This is a genomic window from Morganella sp. HMSC11D09 (assembly GCF_001807955.1).
Classification (GTDB): Bacteria; Pseudomonadota; Gammaproteobacteria; order Enterobacterales; family Enterobacteriaceae; genus Morganella; species Morganella morganii.
In genome coordinates this window covers 244,553-264,833 of record NZ_KV791684.1, presented here as the reverse complement: position 1 = coordinate 264,833, position 20,281 = coordinate 244,553, and the positions used below count along the sequence as shown (strand labels likewise).

General features: G+C 51.3%; 22 protein-coding genes, 1 tRNA gene and 1 pseudogene. 11 read left to right on the top strand and 13 right to left on the bottom strand.

The genetic code is table 11. The features are described from left to right. Positions 1–41 precede the first annotated feature (41 nt). The 5 genes from HMPREF3119_RS09045 to tesA all read right to left on the bottom strand — a co-directional run bounded on the left by HMPREF3119_RS09045 (position 42) and on the right by tesA (position 3,876). Positions 42–494: an NfeD family protein gene (locus HMPREF3119_RS09045; protein ID WP_004237653.1), complete on the bottom strand. Its 453-nt coding sequence runs from the start codon at positions 492–494 to the stop codon at positions 42–44. Continuing rightward, positions 491–1,429, bottom strand: coding sequence for an SPFH domain-containing protein (locus tag HMPREF3119_RS09040; RefSeq protein ID WP_004237654.1), 939 nt, complete (start codon positions 1,427–1,429; stop codon positions 491–493). The genes HMPREF3119_RS09045 and HMPREF3119_RS09040 overlap by 4 nt, the downstream gene beginning before the upstream one ends. A 55-nt stretch (positions 1,430–1,484) precedes the next feature. Then, positions 1,485–2,342, bottom strand: coding sequence for a co-chaperone YbbN (locus tag HMPREF3119_RS09035; protein ID WP_015422944.1), 858 nt, complete (start codon positions 2,340–2,342; stop codon positions 1,485–1,487). Between the two features lie 59 nt (positions 2,343–2,401). Then, the gene (locus HMPREF3119_RS09030; RefSeq protein ID WP_004241009.1) at positions 2,402–3,187 is read right to left on the bottom strand and encodes an SDR family oxidoreductase; all 786 of its coding nucleotides are present in this window, start codon (positions 3,185–3,187) and stop codon (positions 2,402–2,404) included. Between the two features lie 62 nt (positions 3,188–3,249). Continuing rightward, the gene (tesA, locus tag HMPREF3119_RS09025) at positions 3,250–3,876 is read right to left on the bottom strand and encodes a multifunctional acyl-CoA thioesterase I/protease I/lysophospholipase L1 (protein ID WP_032099246.1); all 627 of its coding nucleotides are present in this window, start codon (positions 3,874–3,876) and stop codon (positions 3,250–3,252) included. Between tesA and ybbA the strand changes: the two genes are divergently transcribed. Beyond that, entirely contained in the window at positions 3,844–4,530 is a 687-nt protein-coding gene (gene ybbA, locus HMPREF3119_RS09020; RefSeq protein WP_004237659.1) for a putative ABC transporter ATP-binding protein YbbA, read from the top strand. The genes tesA and ybbA overlap by 33 nt on opposite strands. Next, positions 4,527–6,959, top strand: a complete 2,433-nt coding sequence (gene ybbP / locus HMPREF3119_RS09015; RefSeq protein ID WP_062771818.1) for a putative ABC transporter permease subunit YbbP — start codon at positions 4,527–4,529, stop codon at positions 6,957–6,959. The genes ybbA and ybbP overlap by 4 nt, the downstream gene beginning before the upstream one ends. Here ybbP and HMPREF3119_RS09010 read toward each other — a convergent pair. The 5 genes from HMPREF3119_RS09010 to ppiB all read right to left on the bottom strand — a co-directional run bounded on the left by HMPREF3119_RS09010 (position 6,956) and on the right by ppiB (position 11,272). Next, positions 6,956–8,221 carry an MFS transporter gene (locus HMPREF3119_RS09010; RefSeq protein WP_004241006.1) on the bottom strand — a complete coding sequence of 422 codons (1,266 nt, stop codon included), beginning with the start codon at positions 8,219–8,221 and terminating at the stop codon, positions 6,956–6,958. The genes ybbP and HMPREF3119_RS09010 overlap by 4 nt on opposite strands. 88 nt (positions 8,222–8,309) lie before the next feature. Continuing rightward, entirely contained in the window at positions 8,310–9,380 is a 1,071-nt protein-coding gene (gene purK, locus HMPREF3119_RS09005) for a 5-(carboxyamino)imidazole ribonucleotide synthase (RefSeq protein WP_032098361.1), read from the bottom strand. Beyond that, positions 9,380–9,904, bottom strand: a complete 525-nt coding sequence (gene purE, locus HMPREF3119_RS09000; RefSeq protein ID WP_070579415.1) for a 5-(carboxyamino)imidazole ribonucleotide mutase — start codon at positions 9,902–9,904, stop codon at positions 9,380–9,382. Before purE ends, purK begins: the two co-directional genes overlap by 1 nt. A gap of 148 nt (positions 9,905–10,052) precedes the next feature. After that, positions 10,053–10,775, bottom strand: a complete 723-nt coding sequence (locus HMPREF3119_RS08995; protein WP_070579412.1) for a UDP-2,3-diacylglucosamine diphosphatase — start codon at positions 10,773–10,775, stop codon at positions 10,053–10,055. Between the two features lie 2 nt (positions 10,776–10,777). Then, a complete protein-coding gene (gene ppiB, locus HMPREF3119_RS08990; RefSeq protein ID WP_004237667.1) occupies positions 10,778–11,272 on the bottom strand; it encodes a peptidylprolyl isomerase B in 495 nt (164 codons plus the stop codon). Between the two features lie 273 nt (positions 11,273–11,545). Here ppiB and cysS point away from each other — a divergent pair, with 273 nt between their 5' ends. Both cysS and cybC read left to right on the top strand, forming a co-directional pair. Continuing rightward, entirely contained in the window at positions 11,546–12,934 is a 1,389-nt protein-coding gene (gene cysS / locus HMPREF3119_RS08985; protein ID WP_070579409.1) for a cysteine--tRNA ligase, read from the top strand. A gap of 175 nt (positions 12,935–13,109) precedes the next feature. After that, complete coding sequence (gene cybC, locus HMPREF3119_RS08980; protein ID WP_004237672.1) at positions 13,110–13,499, top strand: cytochrome b562; 390 nt, start codon at positions 13,110–13,112, stop codon at positions 13,497–13,499. A gap of 79 nt (positions 13,500–13,578) precedes the next feature. On the opposite strand, the gene cybB is transcribed toward cybC, so the two are convergent. The 3 genes from cybB to folD form a co-directional block, all read right to left on the bottom strand. After that, a complete protein-coding gene (gene cybB, locus HMPREF3119_RS08975) occupies positions 13,579–14,112 on the bottom strand; it encodes a cytochrome b561 (RefSeq protein WP_070579406.1) in 534 nt (177 codons plus the stop codon). 68 nt (positions 14,113–14,180) lie between these two features. Next, on the bottom strand, positions 14,181–14,393 hold the full coding sequence (gene ybcJ / locus HMPREF3119_RS08970) for a ribosome-associated protein YbcJ (RefSeq protein WP_004237674.1): 213 nt from the start codon (positions 14,391–14,393) through the stop codon (positions 14,181–14,183). Positions 14,394–14,395: 2 nt separating this feature from the next. After that, entirely contained in the window at positions 14,396–15,259 is an 864-nt protein-coding gene (gene folD / locus HMPREF3119_RS08965; protein ID WP_070579433.1) for a bifunctional methylenetetrahydrofolate dehydrogenase/methenyltetrahydrofolate cyclohydrolase FolD, read from the bottom strand. Between the two features lie 192 nt (positions 15,260–15,451). Here folD and HMPREF3119_RS08960 point away from each other — a divergent pair. From HMPREF3119_RS08960 to arsC, 7 genes and pseudogenes are all read left to right on the top strand, one after another. Then, a tRNA-Arg gene (locus HMPREF3119_RS08960) sits at positions 15,452–15,528 on the top strand. Between the two features lie 165 nt (positions 15,529–15,693). Next, a pseudogene (locus tag HMPREF3119_RS19130) lies at positions 15,694–15,846 on the top strand (Arm DNA-binding domain-containing protein); the annotation flags it as partial. 80 nt (positions 15,847–15,926) lie between these two features. Then, positions 15,927–16,262 (top strand): metalloregulator ArsR/SmtB family transcription factor, encoded by a 336-nt coding sequence (locus HMPREF3119_RS18795; RefSeq protein WP_015422942.1) that lies wholly within the window; start codon positions 15,927–15,929, stop codon positions 16,260–16,262. 47 nt (positions 16,263–16,309) lie between these two features. Further along, entirely contained in the window at positions 16,310–16,675 is a 366-nt protein-coding gene (gene arsD, locus HMPREF3119_RS08955; RefSeq protein ID WP_024474765.1) for an arsenite efflux transporter metallochaperone ArsD, read from the top strand. Between the two features lie 13 nt (positions 16,676–16,688). Then, positions 16,689–18,440, top strand: coding sequence for an arsenical pump-driving ATPase (arsA, locus tag HMPREF3119_RS08950; RefSeq protein WP_015422940.1), 1,752 nt, complete (start codon positions 16,689–16,691; stop codon positions 18,438–18,440). 55 nt (positions 18,441–18,495) lie between these two features. Continuing rightward, on the top strand, positions 18,496–19,785 hold the full coding sequence (locus HMPREF3119_RS08945) for an arsenic transporter (RefSeq protein WP_046024944.1): 1,290 nt from the start codon (positions 18,496–18,498) through the stop codon (positions 19,783–19,785). 10 nt (positions 19,786–19,795) lie between these two features. Then, a complete protein-coding gene (gene arsC / locus HMPREF3119_RS08940; protein WP_015422939.1) occupies positions 19,796–20,218 on the top strand; it encodes an arsenate reductase (glutaredoxin) in 423 nt (140 codons plus the stop codon). Positions 20,219–20,281 lie beyond the last annotated feature (63 nt).

Sequence of the window (20,281 nt, the reverse complement as noted above, 5' to 3'; positions counted from 1 at the left end):
TCTGTTACCAGAGGCCGTTTTGAGATGGTCTTTCCGGTCAGTTACCGGCTGACAGCCCGGACCGTCAGTGTAATGCCGTCAACGGCAATCACTTCCACTTCCGTACCGGCAGGCAGTGCCGACTGGCTGTAGACACGCCAGCTGCCGTCTGCCAGACGGATGCGGCTGTAACCGTCTTCCGTCTCTGCCAGCAGTGCGGCACGCAGGCCGATCAGCTTATGATTGACCTGATTCGGCGAACTGCTGTCATTACGCTGGCGGCGGCGCTGAAAATTACGCCACAACACCGCACAGATCACCGTCATCACCGCGAAGATAATACCCTGCCACTCGAGACTGAGCCCCGGCATAATCCACACCAGAAGCGCGACAACCAGTGCCGCCACGCCACTCCAGAGCAGATAACCGCCGGTACCGAGCATCTCCAGAATCAGCAGGATGCCGCCGAAACAGAGCCAGAACCAGACCGCCTGTGATGCGATCATCTCAATCATGCGGATTTACCCTGACCTTTAGTGTCTTTTGACACATTGAACATTTCAGCCACACCGCCGATAGCGCCCATCAGGTTGCTTGCTTCCAGCGGCATCATAATGACTTTGCTGTTTTCCGCCGCACCGATTTTGGTCAGTGCATCGGTATATTTCTGTGCCACGAAGTAGTTAATAGCCTGCATATTACCGTCAGCGATAGCATCAGATACCATCTGTGTGGCGCGGGCTTCCGCCTCTGCCGCACGTTCACGGGCTTCCGCTTCCAGGAAGGCGGACTGACGCAGACCTTCTGCTTTCAGGATCTGAGACTGTTTTTCACCTTCTGCTTTCAGAATCGCGGCCTGACGTATACCTTCCGCTTCAAGAATGTCCGCACGTTTGGTACGCTCCGCTTTCATCTGCGCGTTCATCGCGGAGATCAGTTCTTTCGGCGGACGCACGTCACGGATTTCGATACGGGTGATTTTAATCCCCCACGGGTTGGTAGCCTCATCCACAATGTGCAGCAGGCGGGAGTTGATGGAGTCACGCTGGGATAAAATTTCATCCAGCTCCATCGAACCCAGCACGGTACGGATGTTGGTCATGGTCAGGTTGATGATAGCCAGATCCAGGTTGCTGACCTCATACGCGGCACGCACCGGATCCACCACCTGAATGAAGCAGACGGCATCGATGGTGACGTTGGCGTTATCGCGGGAGATAACTTCCTGTGACGGAATATCGAGAACCTGTTCCATCATATTGATTTTACGGCCGACACGGTCAATAAACGGCACAATAATATGCAGACCCGGTTGCAGTGTCCGGGTATAGCGGCCAAAACGCTCAACAGTCCACTGAAAGCCCTGCGGTACAGTTTTAACACCGGTTGCCACAATAATGACGGCGATGAGAATAATAATCGGGACAAAACCCAGTGAGAACAAATCCATGAGCCAAAATCCTTATCAGTAATGAGTGGGTTAAATAATTCAGTAAGGCAATTAATTAGTACAGTAACGAGTATAGCTTACGTCGATAAGATGCGGCAGTACTGTCTGCGGTTCCCATTGCCGCCATAATATCCATCATGGTTTTGCGCACCTGACCTTCCGCAGCCGCCAGATCCTTCTTCAGGAAGCTGAATAACAGGGCCAGTGCTTCATCATTGCGGTGCACTTCATGCAGTTTCAGTGCCAGCTGTACCGCGAGCTCTGCATTCTCCGGATCCGCCGCAAAGGTATTTTGCAGTTCCTGGATTTCCGGGGTGTCTGCGGCCTGCTTTTGTAACTCAATTTGAGATAAGAGACCATGATAGCGCGTATCCTGATCCTGAATCGGGACGGACTTCAATACTTTTTCAGCTTCTTCTGACAGCTTCACTTCCATCAGTGTCTGTGCCAGCAGCAGGGTGATTTCGCTGTTATTACTCTCAGCCTGGTGTGCTTCACGCAGCAGCGGCAGAGCAGCCTGAAAATCGCCGGCTTCAATCAGTTCAATGGCCTGACCGGTTTTGATTTCAGATTCGGACGGCAGGAATTTGGCCAGGAAATTACGGACAGTCTCTTCATTCTGTGGCCCCTCAAAACCGTCGACCGGCTGCCCCTGATGGAACAGATAGGTGGTCGGCACCGCACGCAGGCCGAACTGTGAGGCGATCATCTGCTCGGTATCGCAGTTCACTCTGGCGAGGATCATCATCCCGGCATAGTCAGCCGCCACTTTTTCCAGAATGGCGCCCAGTTCCTGACACTGCGGGGACTGTGCGGAATGGAAGAAAAAGACCACCGGCACCTGCATTGAAGATTCAATAACCTGGCGTAAATTGGTTTCGTTAACGTCTGTGATATGTGCGTTTGATAACATATTCATTCTCTTAATAAATTGGCGGACTTTCTATTAACATCTGGGCGCAGCGCGGCATTTCAAGCGGCGGCGGATTTTTTGTTCAGTATTTTATCCATCAGCCACAGCGGCAGCAGGCGTCTGAGCCACATCACTATTACGGTAAGACCCGTAACAGGATAGCGTATTTTCGGGTGCGGGTGCTCCAGGGCGTGGATGACTTTTTTCACCACATCCTCCGGTTTACCGGTAAACAGGCTGGCAATTCCCGGATTTTTTACCGGTTTATCCTGCATCGTTTGTGTGACATTTTCGGTAAAGCGGGTAGTGATCGGCCCCGGTTCAATCAGGCTGACGCGGATCCCGCTGCCGGACAGTTCCATCCGCAGGGCATCAGACCAGGCTTCCAGCGCGTATTTGCTGGCGGCATAGGCACCGCGCCCGGGCGTGGAAATCAGCCCCATTACCGAGCTGGTCTGGATGATCCGGCCTTCACCGGCCTGTTTCATAGCGGGCAGCAGCAGGGTGGTCAACTGGTGTGTGCCGAACAGATTGGCGGAAAACTGTTTTTCCAGATCTTCACGGCTGACGGTGTCCAGCGGGCCGTACAGACCAAAACCGGCATTATTGAACAGGCCGTACAGGCGGTTATCTGTCAGTGCCAGCACCTGCTCTGCGGCACGGGCAACACTCTGCGGGCAGTCCAGATCCAGCTCCACCGGCTCAAACCCGAGGCGCGCCATTTCAGCCAGATCTGCCGGTTTGCGGCAGGCGGCCAGCACACGGTAGCCCCGCTGTTTCAGTGTTTTAGCCGCGCATAGCCCGATACCGCTGGAGCTGCCGGTGATCAAAACTGCTTTTTGCATTTCTTTACCTGCTTAACTGCTTATAAATTATGGATAAATCATTTAGGATAGTCTGACACCCGTTACTGTAAGTAAGGCAGCAGTGTTTTATCCATCCAGTCAGTCACATAAGGCTGTGCTGCCGCGTTCGGGTGTATGCCGTCATCCTGAATCCACTGCGGATTGGTGACGACCGCTTCCATATAAAACGGGATCAGCGGAACGGCATTTTCCTGTGCCAGCGCCGGATAGAGCGCCGAGAACCGCTCGGTATAGCGTTTGCCGTAATTCGGCGGAATGCGGATCTGCATCAGCAGCGGTTTCGCCCCGGCGGCCTTCACTGCATCAATCGCAGCCTGAAGGTCAGTGCGGGTTTGTGTCAGCGGCAGACCGCGCAGGCCGTCGTTGGCACCCAGTTCAATCAGTACCCATTGCGGCCGGTGCTGCTCCAGCAGTGCGGGCAGACGGGCAAGTCCCTGAGCCGCCGTATTTCCGCTGATACTGCCGTTTATCAGTGTGATACCGTTACCGGCCTGTTGCCAGCGTTGTCCCAGCTGTGCCGCCCACGCCTCTCCGGCCGGAAGGCGGTAACCGGCACTCAGGCTGTCCCCCAGTATCAGTAATGTTCCGGCGGCATACAAATTCCCGCTGAACAGCAGCAGAAAAAGGAAACAGAGATGGCAGCGGAGCCTATTCTTGAAATTGATCATCTTATTAAGCGCGTCGGTCAGGGTGAAAATGAGATCACTATATTGCAGGGTGCCGGGTTGGTTGTCGAGCCTGAAGAAACAATCGCGCTGGTGGGGGAATCCGGATCCGGAAAATCAACCCTGCTCGGCATTATCGCCGGTCTGGATGACGCGACCTCCGGTGAGGTGAAACTGCTCGGGCAGTCACTGCCGCAGCTGGATGAGGAAGCGCGGGCAAAACTGCGGGCGCGGGATGTCGGTTTTGTGTTTCAGTCCTTTATGCTGATCCCGACCCTTAATGCCCTGGAGAATGTCCAGCTGCCTGCGCTGCTGCGCGGTGAGTCCGAATCCGTCAGCCGGGAGAATGCAGAGCAGCTGCTGATCCAGCTCGGGCTGGAAAAACGCCTGAAACATATGCCTGCCCAGCTTTCCGGCGGGGAACAACAGCGCGTGGCCATCGCCCGTGCATTCTCGACCCGGCCGAAAATTCTGTTTGCCGATGAGCCGACCGGCAACCTCGACCGCCGCACCGGCGACAAAATTGCCGATTTGCTGTTTTCGCTCAATCGCGACTACGGCACCACCCTGATTCTGGTCACGCATGATCTGACCCTCGCTGCCCGCTGTCAGCGGCGGCTGAAACTGTCGGACGGTAAGCTGGAGGAACTGGCATGATCTGGCGCTGGTTCTGGCGGGAGTGGCGTACGCCGTCTCTGCTGGTGGTCTGGCTGTCACTGACCCTGGCGGTGGCCTGTGTGCTGGCACTGGGACGTGCCGGTGATCGTATTAATCAAAGTGTGAACTATCAGAGCCGTGACTATCTGGCCGGTGATCTGGTACTGCGCGGCTCGCATCCCGCGGATGAAACCTGGCTGAAAAAGGCACAGGAAAGCGGCCTGGCGCTCAGTCAGCAGATGAGTTTCAACACCATGGTATTTGCCAATGACGTGCCGCAGCTGGTGTATGTCAAAGCGGCGGATGACGCTTATCCGCTGTACGGCGAGCTGGAAACCGACCCGCCCGGCCTGAAACCGGCCCGGGGAGAGATTTTGATCGCGCCGCGTCTGGCAGAGCTGCTCTCGGTAAAACCGGGACAGATGCTGGAAGTGGGGGATACCGATCTGAAAATCGCCGGTTTCCTTATTCAGGAGCCTGACAGCGGTTTTAACCCGTTTCAGATGGCGCCCCGTGTGCTGATCAATTTACAGGATGTGGAAGCCACCGGTGCCGTACAGCCGGGCAGCCGCCTGACCTACCGCGATATGTTTGCCGGTGCGCCGGATGCGGTGGCGGTGTTTAAACAGCAGTATGAAGATGCGCTGCGGATTGATCAGCGCTGGGTCACCCTGAAACAGGAAGGCGGGGCGCTGGCGAAGTCGATCGATCGCGCTCAGCAGTTCCTGGTGCTCTCTGCGCTGCTGACATTGTTGCTGGCGATCGCCGCAGTGGCGGTTGCTATGTCGCATTACTGCCGCAGCCGTCACACCCTGATTGCCGTACTGAAAACACTCGGAGCCGGGCGGCGCGAGCTGCGTTACTGGGTGGTCGGCCAGTGGGCGGTGCTGATGGCGGCAGCAATGGTTGCCGGATCTCTGCTGGGACTGATTTTTGATGCAATCCTGATGAGCCTGCTGGCACCTCTGCTGCCGAAGGCGCTGCCGGATCCGGGATTATGGCCGTGGGCGTGGGCACTGCTGACACTGCTTGCCATCACGTTGCTGGTGGGCGCACGGCCTTACCGCCAGCTGATGCTGACACAGCCGACCCGCGTACTGCGTGATGATGTGGTGGCGCCGGTCTGGCCGCTGCGCTGGTATCTGCCGCTGGCGGTGCTGATTGTGGCAGGCGGGCTGGCGGTGCTGACCAATGCCTCGTTTCTGCTCTGGGCGGTGCTGGCCGGGGTGGTATTGATCGCCGCACTGCTGGCGGTGGCCGGTTACGGCGGATTATGGCTGCTGGCAAAAATCCCGTTCCGTGCGCTGAGTCTGCGCCTGGCTGTCCGCCGTCTGCTGCACCAGCCCGGCCAGACACTGGTACAGACCGGGGCGTTCGCGCTCTCCTTTATGCTGCTGGGATTGCTGGTGATGATCCGCGGTGATCTGATCGGGCGCTGGCAGCAGCAACTGCCGCCGGACACGCCGAACTATTTTCTCGTGAATATGACGGAAGAACAAATAACGCCGGTCAATCAGTTGCTGGCGTCACACAACGTGACACCGTCGGAATATTACCCGGTGGTGCTGGCGCGGCTGTCCGGCATTAACGGCGAAACTGCGCTGGCATGGGCGGATGCGCGTGATCCGGGCAACAACACGGTCCGCCGCGAACTGAGCCTCACCTGGCTGGAATCGCTGCCGCCGCTCAATGAACTGGTGGACGGCACCTGGCCGCCGAAACCCGGGGAAGTCTCCATTGAGATGGAAGTGGTCAAAGAACTCGGGCTGAAAGTCGGGGATACCCTGACCTTTACCGGTGATACCCGGCCGTTTACCGTGACTGTCAGCAGTGTGCGGCAGGTGGACTGGGAAAGTATGCGGCCTAATTTCTTCTTCATCTTTAATCACGCCTCGCTGGAAAACCAGAGCGCCATGTGGCTGACCAGCTTTCACTATGACGGTAATGACGGGTTAATCACCCAGATGAACCGCAAGTATCCGTCCATCAGTATTTTTGATACCGGCTCGATGCTGAAACAGATCCAGACCATTCTCGCGCAGGTCAGCCGTGCGCTGGAAGCGATGGTGGTACTGGTGCTGATTTGCGGCGTGCTGTTACTGCTGGCACAGATTCAGGTGGGGATGAACCAGCGCCGGACAGAGCTGGTGGTATACCGCACGCTCGGGGCCGGTAAACGTCTGCTGCGGCGCACGCTGTGGAGTGAGTTTGCCTTGCTGGGCGCGATGGCCGGAGTGGTCGCGGCGCTCGGAGCGGAGACAGCCCTGTGGCTGTTGCAGACCCGCGTGTTTGATTTTCCGTGGCAGCCGCAGTGGCCGCTGTGGGTCGGGCTGCCGCTGGCCGGTGGTTTTCTGCTGTCACTCTGCGGCAGTGTGCTGGGGATCCGTCTGCTCGGGGACTCTCAGCAATACCGCCGCCTGCAGAGTTAGTCCGGCGAAGATGTGTATGCTCTGACCGGTTTGTGTTGTGGTGGCCGCATAAAGAATGTGGCCGCCAGAATCACAATCACCGGCAGGGCAATCAGCAGAAACGCAGGGGTAAAGCTGCCGCTGTAATCCTTGACGGCACCGGCAAAGAACGGTGCCAGACAGGCAAAGGTGGAAATCAGGTTCACCACAGAGAACAGCTCCAGATACGGACCACGGCCGAAATAGTTTGCCAGCAGCACGCTGGAGGCCAGGAATGTCATGCCGTAACCAATCCCCACCAGTACGGTAAACAGGATCAGCAGCGGCCAGCTGGTCGCGATACTCAGTGTCAGCACACCGAATGTGATAGTGGCGAGGCTGATAATCAGCAGTTTTTTCGGCTCCAGCCACTCTCCGATAGCGCCGCCCGCCAGACGGGAAAAGGCGTTAATAAAGGCCATAGTACTGAGCAGTGTGGCGGCAACGGTTTCACTGAACCCCTTATCCATAATATGCGGCACGGCAAAGCTGTTTACGGTGAATCCGCACCATAAAAACGCGGTATAAGAGGCGGCGATGACATAAAACTGCCAGGTTCTCAGCGCCTGACGGGCACTCCAGCGCGCCTGACTGCGGTAGATGCGGGAATTTTGTTTTTTCTGCTGCCACATGACAGCACGGGCGTGAGTAATTTCACGGCGGCCTTCCCGCATCACCAGCAGGGTGATCAGGGTGACAACGGCCAGCGTCAGGGCGGAGATCAGCCAGTGGATCCGCCAGGAGCCGAACACATGCGCGGCGAGAAAATAGATCCACGGCCCGACCACACCGCCCAGCCCGCCAAGGGTAAAGTAAAAACCAAACGCCAGCGACTGACGGCTGAACAGCCGCGAAATTACATAAGTGCCGGGAACAGTAGCCATAAAGGTAAAACCAATCCCGAGAAAGGCGGTGCCGATAAAATAGCGCTGAATTGACTGTGTGGTGTACAGGCTGTAAAACCCGGCCAGAAACAGCAGCAGCCCGGCCAGCAGCGTCAGGCGGACATTGGTTTTACGGATGAGAAGACTTGGCAGAAAGCTGGATAACCCGCAGGTCAGCCCGAGCAGGGTGAATCCGAAACCGGCATCTGTCCAGCTCCAGTTCAGCTCTCTGAGCATACCGGGTAAGACCACGCCTAATGAGGTAAAGGTGGTGGCAGTGGTGAGGAAATAAACCAGCCCCAGCAGGGTGAGTATAGTCCATTGATAAACAGGACCTAAGCGGCGATCTGACGAAAACATCCCGGCTCCGGAAACGGCGTAAAAAGCAAAATGCCCGGCTGAACACCGGGCATCAGAATGGGACTATTGTCGCCGGAAACCGTGCCGACTACCAGCTTAATATTGTTTTCGCCCAGTCCGCAGAGGATTGATATTCCGGCGGTAAATCCTGTGCCAGCCCGCTGAGTGCCGAGATAAGCTGTGCCGGATCCGGATGAGTCAGGTTAATGTGACCGACCTTACGCGCCGGGCGCACTTCTTTGTCATACCAGTGCAGATGCGCCAGCGGTTGTGCCAGCCACTGTGTATTCAGCTCTGTGCCGATAATATTCACCATGACCGCCGGGGCGGTGACAACCGGCTGCGGCAGCGGCAGATCCAGAATCGCCCGCAGATGCAGCTCAAACTGGCTGACGGACGCACCGTTTTGTGTCCAGTGGCCGCTGTTATGCACTCGCGGTGCCAGTTCGTTGATCAGCAGGCCGTCTTCTGTGACAAAACACTCCATAGCCATCACACCGGTATAATCCAACTCAGTGAGGATAGCCCCCAGCATCTGCTCAGCCTGTGTCTGAAGCGGGTTTTGTGTCTGCGGGAAGGCCACGCTCATACGCAGAATGCCCTCTTCGTGATGGTTACGGGTCAGCGGGTAAAACACACATTGCCCGGCGCGGTTACGGGCACCGACCAGCGACACTTCGCCGGAAAACAGAATGCCTTTCTCGGCAATACATTCGCCGTAAATCTCCGGCGGCAGAGCAGCTTCATCACCGGGACGCACCCGCCACTGACCGCGTCCGTCATAACCGCCGGTGCGGCGCTTGACGATGACAAAGTCCCCGAGACGGGCAAAAATGTCCGGCCATTCATCCGGAGAGGAGAGCGGCTGCCAAGGTGAGGTGGCGAGATGCAGGTCATCCATCAGCTGTTTCTGCGGCAGGCGGTCTGCCAGGCGCGGAAAAATATCGCGGTTGATAAAGGCAGGGTGCTGCTCCAGCACCTGTGTCAGCGCGGTCTGCGGCCACTGCTCGATTTCAGCGGTGATCACGCTGTGCTGATAAGGGACGGCTTCCGGCTCGGCATCTAACCCGACCGGATAAACCGAAATCCCCAGCGGCTCACCGGCCTGGCGCAGCATCCGGCCCAACTGGCCGTTTCCCAGAACACACACCGGTTTCATCAGTTGGCCTCCCGCGGATCCGGGTGGCTGAGGACATCATCGGTCTGCGCATTGCGCCAGTCTGTCAGGCGGATAAGCAGCGCCTCATCATGCAGGGCGAGGATCTGTGCGGCGAGCAGGGCGGCATTGGCGGCACCGGCTTTGCCGATAGCCAGCGTACCGACCGGAATGCCTTTCGGCATCTGCACAATGGAATAGAGACTGTCGACACCGCTGAGCGCGGCACTCTGCACCGGCACACCCAGTACCGGAACGAGGGTTTTCGCCGCCAGCATCCCCGGCAGATGCGCGGCACCACCGGCACCGGCAATGATCACATCAAACCCGTTCTGTTTTGCGGTTTCAGCAAAGGAAAACAGTTTGTCCGGCGTGCGGTGCGCGGAAACCCCTTCTGTGTGATAAGGCACCTGAAGCATATCGAGGATCGCTGCGGCGTGTTCCATGGTGCTCCAGTCACTTTTGGATCCCATAACAATAGCCACTTTGGCTGCCGGTGAGTGTTGTTGCGAAGAGGCGGCGTTCATGTTTTCGGTGCTCCTGTACATCCCGCGTCACGAAAATTGACAGACGTCCGGCCGTTGGCCGGTTAAGAAGACGGGCATAATATCACGGTAAATCACGAAGGAAAACGTTTGCGTCACGGATTTTTCACAAATACGGGGAGATAACGGCTCAGAACGGAAAGAAGATCAGTGAAATGCTGTCCGGGGTGATTTTAAAGGCAGAACCCTGTGAGTGCCACGCGCCGAGGACACCGCGAAAGTGCGTTTCGCCGTCAGCGGAGACATCATGCACCGCAGGACGGTGAGTGTGGCCGTGGATCATCCAGCGGGTCCGGTACTGACGGAATGCCTCCATCACCTCGTTCTGATTCACATCCATAATCGCTTCGCTTTTGCGCTGATTGGCAGACTGACTGCCCGCGCGCATTTTCTTCGCGATTTTCAGGCGCAGCGACAATGGCAGCCACAGAAACAGGCGCTGGATCCACGGAGTGTGAACACGCTGGCGATAATGCTGGTAGTCCGTATCATCCGTGCAGAGGGTATCGCCGTGCAGGATCAGGATCTGATGCCCTTCGGCTTCAATCACCTGTGTATCCGGCAGCAGGGTCATGCCGCACTGACGGGCATAGCGCTCACCCAGCAGGAAATCACGGTTGCCGCAGATAAAGAAGATCTTCACGCCGCTGTCACTGAGGGATTTCAGTGCATCAGCCACGGTTTTATGCAGCGGGTTCGGGTCATCATCACCAATCCAGTAATCAAAAAAATCACCGAGGATATAGAGCTGTGATGCGTGAACAGCCTGTTCCCGCAGGAAACGAAGAAAGCCGGCGGTGATCGCCGGCTCCTGCTCATTTAAATGCAAATCTGCAATAATAAGCGTGGTCATACTTACTCAGAAACAGTCACGCTTTCGATGATCACATCTTCGCGCGGCACATCCTGGTGCATACCGCTGTTGCCGGTTTTGACCGCTTTGATTTTGTCCACAACATCCATACCTTCAACCACTTCAGCAAACACGCAGTAGCCCCAGCCACTTGGTGTTTCTGAACGGAAGTTCAGGTAGTCGTTGTCAACCACGTTAATGAAAAACTGTGCAGTGGCGGAATGCGGATCGTTGGTACGGGCCATCGCCAGGGTGCCGCGGTTGTTTTTCAGACCGTTGTTGGCTTCGTTTTTGATCATACCGAGAGTCGGTTTCTGCTTCATGCCCGGTTCAAAACCGCCGCCCTGGACCATGAAATCATTGATAACACGATGGAAAATGGTGTTATTGTAGAAACCGTCTTCACAATATTTCAGGAAGTTTGCGACCGTTTCCGGTGCTTTATCCGCGAACGTCTTAATGACGATATCACCATGATTTGTATGAAAAGTTACCATAATAATTTCCTGCTGCTTATATTATAAAGGCAATAATCTGCCGTTTTTATCTCCGGGGTGTGTTATATCATACTCACTAATCTGCGTCAGTATTTGTTATAATCACCGGGTTTTACAGGGTCTTTCTTGCATTTGCAGGGTATTCGCGTTTCAATAACCTGACCTGTCTCAGATTATGATCCCCGCAGACAGATATAAAAAATAAAGTATTTATTATCAATTAATTAACAGAAGTCACCATCAACACGTACAGACTTTTAATGGAATAGTCCTATGCTGAAAATTTATAACACCTTATCAAGACAAAAAGAGGAATTTAAGCCCATTAACCCCGGTAAAATCGGGATGTACGTGTGTGGTATCACTGTTTACGACCTGTGTCATATCGGACACGGGCGGACATTTGTCGCGTTTGACACCATCGTGCGCTATCTGCGTCACGCCGGGTATGATGTGAACTATATCCGCAACATCACGGATGTGGACGACAAAATTATCAAACGGGCGAATGAAAATAACGAAACCTGTGATCAGCTGGTGGATCGCATGGTGGCGGAGATGCACCGCGATTTCGATGCCATGAACCTGATGCGCCCGGATTCAGAGCCGCGCGCCACACATCACATCAAAGAGATTATTGAGATCACGCAGTTACTGCTCGATCGCGGTCATGCCTATGTGGCGGACAACGGGGATGTGATGTTTGATATCAGCAGTGACCCGGAATACGGCCTGCTGTCACGCCAGGATCTGGAGCAGCTTCAGGCCGGTGCCCGTGTCGAGGTGGCGGATGTGAAACGCAACCCGATGGATTTCGTGCTGTGGAAAATGTCCAAACCGGGTGAGCCGTCATGGGAATCCCCGTGGGGCGCAGGCCGTCCTGGCTGGCATATCGAATGTTCCGCGATGAACAGCAAACAGCTGGGCACACATTTTGATATTCACGGCGGCGGTTCTGACCTGATGTTCCCGCACCATGAAAACGAAATCGCGCAGTCCACCTGTGCCCACGACGGCCCGTATGTCAATTACTGGATGCACTCCGGTATGGTGATGGTTGATAAAGAGAAGATGTCAAAATCCCTCAATAACTTCTTCACCATCCGTGATGTGCTGGGCTATTACGACCCGGAAACGGTGCGTTACTTCCTGCTGTCCGCACATTACCGCAGCCAGCTCAACTACACAGAAGAGAACCTGAAACAGGCGCGTACTGCTCTGGAGCGTTTCTATACCGCACTGCGCGGCACAGATAAAGATGCGGCGGTCGTGGTGAATGAGGAATTCGCAAATCGTTTCCGCGATGCGATGGATGATGATTTTAACACGCCGGAAGCTTACTCTGTGCTGTTTGATATGGCGCGTGAACTGAACCGTCTGAAACAGGAAGATATGACTGCAGCAAACGGCCTGGCAGCACAACTGCGCCAGCTGGCCGGTGTGCTGGGGCTGCTGACTCAGGATCCGGAGCAGTTCCTGCAAAGCGGTGCGCAGAGCGAAAGGGATGAAGATGCAGCGAAAATCGAAGCACTGATCAAACAGCGCAATGATGCCCGCGCCTCAAAAGAGTGGGCGCTGGCCGATGCGGCCCGTGATGCTTTAACCGACATGGGTATTGTGCTGGAAGATGGTCCGCAGGGCACCACCTGGCGCCGTAAGTAATCGTTATTACATTCTGACTGAAAAGCCCGGCATTATTCACTGCCGGGTTTTTTTATATTATTTTATTTTTACCGGGCAGGCATAACCGCCGGTTATCCGCTATTCTGTTACAGCACCTGCTTTATTGTGTGATGTCTTTGTCGTACTTTTATATTAAAAATAAAGGAAGCATCTGATGAGTAAAAATATGTTAGCTATGCTGGTGGCGTCTGTCTGTGCATTCGGCGCAATGACGGCATCTGCCGCCGGACTGTCAGATAATATGAAAACGCTGAACGCGAATCTGCAGATTGTTGAAAAAACAGATGACGCGGCAGCGCTGAAAACTGCACTGACCGACATGCGTGCTGCGGCACAGAGTGCCAGAGAAGAATTACCGGCCAAACTGAAAGGTAAAGCGGCGGACAGCGCAGAAGTGAAGGATTACCATCACGGTTATGATGTTCTGACCGGACAAATTGATGAAGCACTGAAGCTGACGGAAGAAGGTAAAATTCCGGAAGCGAAAGCCATGGCTGAACAATTTAAAGCCACCCGTGGTGAATACCACAAGAAATACCGTTAACAACTGATATAAATACCATTTTCCGTATTAAAAACGCCCGGCATGATTGCCGGGCGTTTTGTTATTCAGCGGCGGATAATCAGTCCCGTTTACGCGGCATCATGCGCAGCAGGGTATTATCTTTCCAGAAATAGTGATGTGCCAGTGCGGCGGCGGCATGCAGGCCGATAATAAAATAACCGGTATTGGCAATGATCTCATGAATATTCTGTATGCTGTACGCGAGATCTTCATCCGGCGCGGCGGAGACCGGCATCGGGATACCGAATAATGACCAGTCATAACCGTTCAGATATTTAATACTGAAACCGAGTACCGGTAACAAAATAAATATCACAAAGATTATCAGGTGCACCAGATGGGATAAGCCGGTTATCATCGGTGACGGTCTGGGAATAATAGCCGGTGCGCGGTGCTTTATTCTGACGGCCAGCCGGACAATCATCAGTATACCGACAGCGATACCGCAACTGTAATGCAGCCCGGCCAAAATACTTCTCAGTGGTTCGTCAGCATTGTCCCGTAACAGGGCGCTGATATAAACGACAATCACAAGCAGGAAAATAAACCAGTGCAGGGCAATCTGCACAGGCTGAAATTTTTGTGTTTTCATTTTTTGCGGCTCTTATTATACGGATAAAAAAACCAGAGGCAGTGCTCTGGTTTATTCGCAGATTACGATTATTCAGCCACCTTTACCTGCTCACCGGCAAATTCCACCACTTTACCGGCGGTGATTTTGCAGCGCTTGCGGGTTTCCGTTTCACCGTCAACAGTCACCTGACCATCAGCGATAAATTGTTTGGCGGCGGCACCGCTGTCGGCCCAGCCCTGAATTTTGAGCAGGTCGCACAGCTCAACATGCGGATGGCCGTCAAGATTAAAAATATCCATTGTTACTCGTCCTTATCGTGAAATTCTTCGCAGGCCTGTAATGTATTCTGAATCAGTGTGGCGACCGTCATCGGCCCGACACCGCCCGGCACCGGGGTTATCCACTCCGCACGTTCAGCGGCTTCGGCAAAATTCACATCGCCGACCACTTTGCCGTTTTCCAGACGGTTAATGCCCACATCAATCACAATTGCGCCGGGTTTGATCCACTCACCCGGAATAAAATTCGGTTTCCCGACCGCCACAATCAGCAAATCCGCGTGTTCAACATGGTGACGCAGATTGGTGGTAAAGCGGTGAGTGACAGTTGTGGTGCAACCGGCCAGCAGCAGCTCCAGGCTCATCGGGCGGCCGACAATATTGGATGCGCCGATAATCACGGCATTCAGACCAAATGTATTGATATTGCAGCGCTCAAGCAGTGTCACAATACCGCGCGGTGTGCACGGGCGCAGATTCGGCGCACGCTGACACAGGCGGCCGATATTATAAGGATGAAAACCGTCGACGACTTTATCAGGATGAAGGCGTTCAATCACTTTGACATTATCAATGCCGGCAGGCAGCGGAAGCTGAACGAGGATCCCGTCGATAGTATTATCATTATTCAGTTCATCAATGAGATGGAGGAGTTCAGCTTCGCTGGTGGTATCGGGGAGGTCATAAGAGCGTGAAATAAATCCGACTTCTTCACATGAACGGCGTTTGCTGGCGACATAAATCTGCGACGCGGGGTTCTCACCGACCAGGATAACGGCAAGACCGGGAGCCCGTTTTCCGCTGGCAATCCGTTGCTGAACTTTTGCGGCAACTTCGGCACGTATGGTCGACGCAATCGTTTTCCCGTCTATAATTTTTGCTGACATCGTGTAAAAATCCATAAAACAGATAAAAGATGGGCACTATTCTGTCAGAACATTTTCCGTCTGTCAGTTATGTTTTATTAAGGTGTCAGAAAGTAACTGCCGAAGATAACTGATTTTCTGATTGACTCGCTGCGTCGCAGCCGTATAATCCACGGTGCATCAAGCAGTTAACCCGCTGTTTTTTTCCTCAGCGCGCCCTTAGCTCAGCTGGATAGAGCAACGGCCTTCTAAGCCGTAGGTCACAGGTTCGAATCCTGTAGGGCGTACCATTCCGAAGTCAATGGACATCAACCGATGTCTTTTTTTATGTCTGAAATTCAGTTAATTAGCTGATTTTAACTTTTCTTCGTTCAACTGACATCCACCTATATCAACCTAAATCAAGTAATATTTGTTGGCATATGCGTTGGTACATACAGGTTCAATGAATTCTTATACCAACACAAACTCATGGGAGTTCCTATACGGCACTAACAGATGTGAAGGTAAGAACGGCAAAGCCTGCCGATAAAGGATACAAACTAACTGACGGTGAAGGAATGCACCTTTATGTGCATGCTAATGGTTCTAAATACTGGCGGTTACAATAATAGTTTATGGGAAACATATTCGATTTGACGCATGTGTTTTTTAGAGGTAATTTAAAAAAAAGATTACAGAGGTACACATGGAACCATTACAACTGTTTAAAATTTTAGGTGACCAAACCAGACTGGATATCGTGCTATTGCTAAAAGCATCCGGGGAGTTATGTGTCTGTGATATCTATACGGCCTTGAATTTATCGCAACCAAAGACATCCCGGCATCTGGCAATGCTAAGAGAATCAGGTCTTTTGCTCGATTCAAAACATGGCAAATGGGTTCATTATCGTTTATCTCCTGCATTACTACCGTGGGTGAAAAGTATCATTGATGTCACTTACGCCACAGAGAAAAATAGAGTTGCAGATTTGCTTAAGAGCTTGGAGACAAAAGAACCTGCGGGTAGCTGTTCTGTATAAAAATTTTTAAGCTAACATATTTGGAAAAACATATGTAAGGTTGAGCGATGAAAAAACTAGAAGTATTTGATCCCGCATTATGCTGTAGCACCGGTGTTTGCGGAACCGAAGTCGATCAAGCATTGGTAGACTTCGCAACAGATGTGGATTGGTTAAAAAAACAAGGAGCAAGTATAAGGCGTTTTAATTTAGCGCAAGAGCCTATGGAGTTCGTTAACAACACAAAAGCAAAAACATTTTTGGAAACCGCAGGTGCCGGGTCACTTCCGCTATTGATTCTTGACGGTGAGATTGTGCTGACTGGTCGATACCCAAAACGACATGAGCTAGCCAGATGGTTTGGTATTCGACCGAATATTGAAAAAGCTGAAATTGTTAAATCGTGTTGTGGTAATGGTAAAACGTGTTGTTAACAGGAGCAATAAAATGAAATTTTTAGATAACACACCTAATTATTTATTTTTTACTGGAAAAGGTGGTGTGGGTAAAACCTCTGTTTCCTGTGCGACAGCAATTAAGTTGGCTGAAAAAGGGAAAAAAGTTTTACTGGTGAGCACTGATCCAGCTTCTAACGTTGGGCAAGTATTCTCTCAATCGATAGGCAACAATATTAAGCCAATAACATTGGTTCCAAATCTATTTGCTATTGAAATAGATCCTCAAGCCGCAGCCGAAGAATATCGAAACAAAATTATTAATCCAATCAAAGAAAGTTTACCTGAAGCGGTAATTCAAAGTATTACGGAACAGCTATCAGGTGCCTGTACCACAGAGATTGCAGCTTTCGATGAATTTACCGGGTTGTTAACCAATACCGAAATTACAGAGCAATTTGACCATATCATTTTTGATACCGCACCAACGGGGCATACCATCCGTTTATTACAACTCCCGAGTGCATGGAGTGATTTTATTAGTAACAATCCTGATGGCGCGTCATGTTTAGGGCCAATGTCTGGTCTTGATAAACAACGTGAGCAGTACAGCATGGCGGTGGAAGCGTTGAGTGATAAATCACTGACAAGGCTGGTCTTGGTTGCACGACCTCAGTCTGCCGCATTGAGGGAAGTCGCGAGAACCTATAGCGAGTTGTCATCTCTGGGTATCAAAAATCAGCAATTGGTTGTCAATGGTGTTTTCCCTGAAACGGCGGTGACTGAAAATGATAAGTTATCCCATGCGCTCTACTCTCGTGAACAAGCGGCATCAGAGTCTATGCCGGAAGCACTACGCTCGTTACCTGTCGATATTCTTTATTTACAAAATATCAATATGGTGGGTGTCGATGCACTGAAGCAGTTGTTATCTGATGACATGCCACAAATTCCAACTATTACCCCTACAAAACAACCTATTTCTTTACCTACCTTGTCAGAACTGGTTGGTGAAATATCTCAGCAACAGCATGGGCTGATTATGTTAATGGGCAAAGGTGGTGTAGGGAAAACAACGATTGCGGCATCAATCGCAGTTAAATTGGCAGAAAAAGGGCTTGATGTACATCTGACCACATCTGATCCGGCCGCGCATATTGAATCAACCCTCGATGGTGTTTTACCCAATCTTCAGGTTAGCCGAATTGACCCTGTCGCTGAAACTGAGCGTTATCGTAATTATGTCTTAGAAACCAAAGGGAAAGATTTAGATGAAGAGGGGCGTGCATTACTTGAGGAAGATTTACGCTCTCCATGCACAGAAGAAATCGCGGTATTTCAGGCTTTCTCTCGCATCATTAGAGACGCGGGTAAACGTTTTGTCGTCATGGATACTGCACCGACCGGGCATACATTATTACTTCTGGATGCAACAGGGGCATACCATAAAGAAATTGTTAAAAAAATGGGCGAAAAAGGCCACTATTTAACGCCGATGATGCAATTACAAGATCCTGAACGCACTAAAGTTATTATTACGACACTCGCTGAAACTACGCCTGTGCTTGAGGCGGAGAACTTACAAAATGATTTAATTCGGGCAGATATACATCCGTGGGCGTGGGTGATCAATAACAGTCTGTCTATCACGGAAACAATATCACCATTGTTACTTTCAAGAGCAGAACAGGAAGTCGCTCAGATTGAAAAGGTGACATCAACATTGGCAAAACGTGTTGCTATTGTTCCTTTGCTTGAAACAGAGCCTGTGGGGATATCTGCATTAAGTCAGCTCGCAGAATAAGTTTTATTTTCTAAAAATAAAAGGTGCGGAAAAGTACCTTTTAAATGAGGTTGTTATGTTTATTGCCGCATTCATTTTTATTTTAACGATCACCTTTGTTATTTGGCAACCCAAAGGACTGGGTATTGGCTGGAGTGCTACAGCAGGGGCTGTATTGGCACTGATCTTTGGTGTGATCAGTTTCCAGGACATCCCGATTGTCTGGAACATTGTTTGGAATGCCACGGCGACATTTGTTGCCGTAATTATCATTAGTCTACTTTTAGATGAAAGTGGTTTCTTTGAATGGGCTGCATTACATGTTGCCAAGTGGGGCGGGGGTAAAGGAAAACTGTTATTCAGTTATATTGTGTTACTTGGAGCAACGGTTGCAGCCTTATTTGCCAATGATGGCGCAGCATTGATATTAACGCCCATTGTGATTGCGATGTTATTGGCACTTGGTTTCAACAAAGGCACGACATTAGCATTTGTCATGGCTGCCGGGTTTATTGCAGATACGGCGAGCTTGCCGCTGATCGTTTCGAACCTCGTGAATATCGTTTCTGCAGACTTCTTTAATATTGGATTTACTGAATATGCATCGATTATGGTGCCAGTGGATATTGCAGCAATTATTGCAACATTAGCGATGCTGCATTGGTTTTTCCGTAAAGATATTCCTAAACAATATGATGTTACCAAACTGAGTGAACCGACTTTAGCCATTAAGGATATGACAACGTTTAAAACAGGTTGGCTGGTATTGGTACTGCTGCTTATTGGTTTCTTTGTCTTAGAACCATTAGGTATTCCAATCAGTGCAATTGCGGCTATTGGCGCTTTAATTCTTTGGGTAATTGCAGCCAGAGGCCATACGATTAATACCAAAAAAGTATTACGCGGAGCACCGTGGCAAATCGTCATTTTCTCTTTAGGTATGTACTTGGTTGTTTATGGTTTAAGAAATGCAGGGTTAACCGATTATCTTTCTGAAATGCTCAATTACCTTGCAGACAAAGGGTTATGGGTTGCAACAATTGGTACGGGATTTATAACTGCATTTTTATCCTCAATAATGAATAATATGCCAACGGTATTAATTGGTGCCCTGTCCATTGAAGGAAGTGAAGCATCAGGGTTAATTCAGCAAGCAATGGTTTATGCTAACGTGATTGGTGCCGATTTGGGTCCGAAAATCACACCAATAGGTAGTTTGGCTACATTGCTGTGGCTGCATGTTTTATCGCAAAAAAACATGACCATTACATGGGGATATTATTTCAAAACCGGGATTATCATGACTATCCCTGTGCTCATTGTCACACTCGTTGCTTTAGTACTTCGACTTTCACTGTTAAATTAAAGGTAACTTCATGAATGAGATCACTATCTATCATAACCCCAATTGTGGCACTTCGCGTAACACCCTTGCAATGATCCGCAATAGTGGCGTTGAGCCAACGATTATTTATTATCTGGAAACACCTCCGGCTAAGGATGTGTTAGTGCAACTTATTGCAGATATGAAAATTACAGCGAGGGAGCTATTACGAAAAAATGTTGAGCCGTATAAGCAATTAAATTTAGAAAATAACCTTTATTCCGATGAGCAATTGATCGATTTTATGTTGCACTACCCGATACTGATTAATAGGCCGATTGTCGTCACTCCGCTGGGCGTAAAGTTGTGTAGGCCTTCAGAGGTAGTGTTAGATATATTGCCTAATCAGCAACAAAGTGAATTTATCAAGGAAGATGGTCAGATAGTGATTGGTAGTCACGATGTAAAAATGTAAATTTTCCCTTTCTTTGCCCGCGATATCCGTTACAGCAATGATTTTGTCACAGAAGGCAGTGCT

Excerpts from the sequence above, each read along its gene's own strand:
- HMPREF3119_RS09045 (WP_004237653.1), bottom strand. The coding sequence starts at position 494 with ATGATTGAGATGATCGCATCACAGGCGGTCTGGTTCTGGCTCTGTTTC.
- HMPREF3119_RS09040 (WP_004237654.1), bottom strand. The coding sequence starts at position 1,429 with ATGGATTTGTTCTCACTGGGTTTTGTCCCGATTATTATTCTCATCGCC.
- HMPREF3119_RS09035 (WP_015422944.1), bottom strand. The coding sequence starts at position 2,342 with ATGTTATCAAACGCACATATCACAGACGTTAACGAAACCAATTTACGC.
- HMPREF3119_RS09030 (WP_004241009.1), bottom strand. The coding sequence starts at position 3,187 with ATGCAAAAAGCAGTTTTGATCACCGGCAGCTCCAGCGGTATCGGGCTA.
- ybbA (WP_004237659.1), top strand. The coding sequence starts at position 3,844 with ATGGCAGCGGAGCCTATTCTTGAAATTGATCATCTTATTAAGCGCGTC.
- tesA (WP_032099246.1), bottom strand. The coding sequence starts at position 3,876 with ATGATCAATTTCAAGAATAGGCTCCGCTGCCATCTCTGTTTCCTTTTT.
- ybbP (WP_062771818.1), top strand. The coding sequence starts at position 4,527 with ATGATCTGGCGCTGGTTCTGGCGGGAGTGGCGTACGCCGTCTCTGCTG.
- HMPREF3119_RS09010 (WP_004241006.1), bottom strand. The coding sequence starts at position 8,221 with ATGTTTTCGTCAGATCGCCGCTTAGGTCCTGTTTATCAATGGACTATA.
- purK (WP_032098361.1), bottom strand. The coding sequence starts at position 9,380 with ATGAAACCGGTGTGTGTTCTGGGAAACGGCCAGTTGGGCCGGATGCTG.
- purE (WP_070579415.1), bottom strand. The coding sequence starts at position 9,904 with ATGAACGCCGCCTCTTCGCAACAACACTCACCGGCAGCCAAAGTGGCT.
- HMPREF3119_RS08995 (WP_070579412.1), bottom strand. The coding sequence starts at position 10,775 with ATGACCACGCTTATTATTGCAGATTTGCATTTAAATGAGCAGGAGCCG.
- ppiB (WP_004237667.1), bottom strand. The coding sequence starts at position 11,272 with ATGGTAACTTTTCATACAAATCATGGTGATATCGTCATTAAGACGTTC.
- cysS (WP_070579409.1), top strand. The coding sequence starts at position 11,546 with ATGCTGAAAATTTATAACACCTTATCAAGACAAAAAGAGGAATTTAAG.
- cybC (WP_004237672.1), top strand. The coding sequence starts at position 13,110 with ATGAGTAAAAATATGTTAGCTATGCTGGTGGCGTCTGTCTGTGCATTC.
- cybB (WP_070579406.1), bottom strand. The coding sequence starts at position 14,112 with ATGAAAACACAAAAATTTCAGCCTGTGCAGATTGCCCTGCACTGGTTT.
- ybcJ (WP_004237674.1), bottom strand. The coding sequence starts at position 14,393 with ATGGATATTTTTAATCTTGACGGCCATCCGCATGTTGAGCTGTGCGAC.
- folD (WP_070579433.1), bottom strand. The coding sequence starts at position 15,259 with ATGTCAGCAAAAATTATAGACGGGAAAACGATTGCGTCGACCATACGT.
- HMPREF3119_RS18795 (WP_015422942.1), top strand. The coding sequence starts at position 15,927 with ATGGAACCATTACAACTGTTTAAAATTTTAGGTGACCAAACCAGACTG.
- arsD (WP_024474765.1), top strand. The coding sequence starts at position 16,310 with ATGAAAAAACTAGAAGTATTTGATCCCGCATTATGCTGTAGCACCGGT.
- arsA (WP_015422940.1), top strand. The coding sequence starts at position 16,689 with ATGAAATTTTTAGATAACACACCTAATTATTTATTTTTTACTGGAAAA.
- HMPREF3119_RS08945 (WP_046024944.1), top strand. The coding sequence starts at position 18,496 with ATGTTTATTGCCGCATTCATTTTTATTTTAACGATCACCTTTGTTATT.
- arsC (WP_015422939.1), top strand. The coding sequence starts at position 19,796 with ATGAATGAGATCACTATCTATCATAACCCCAATTGTGGCACTTCGCGT.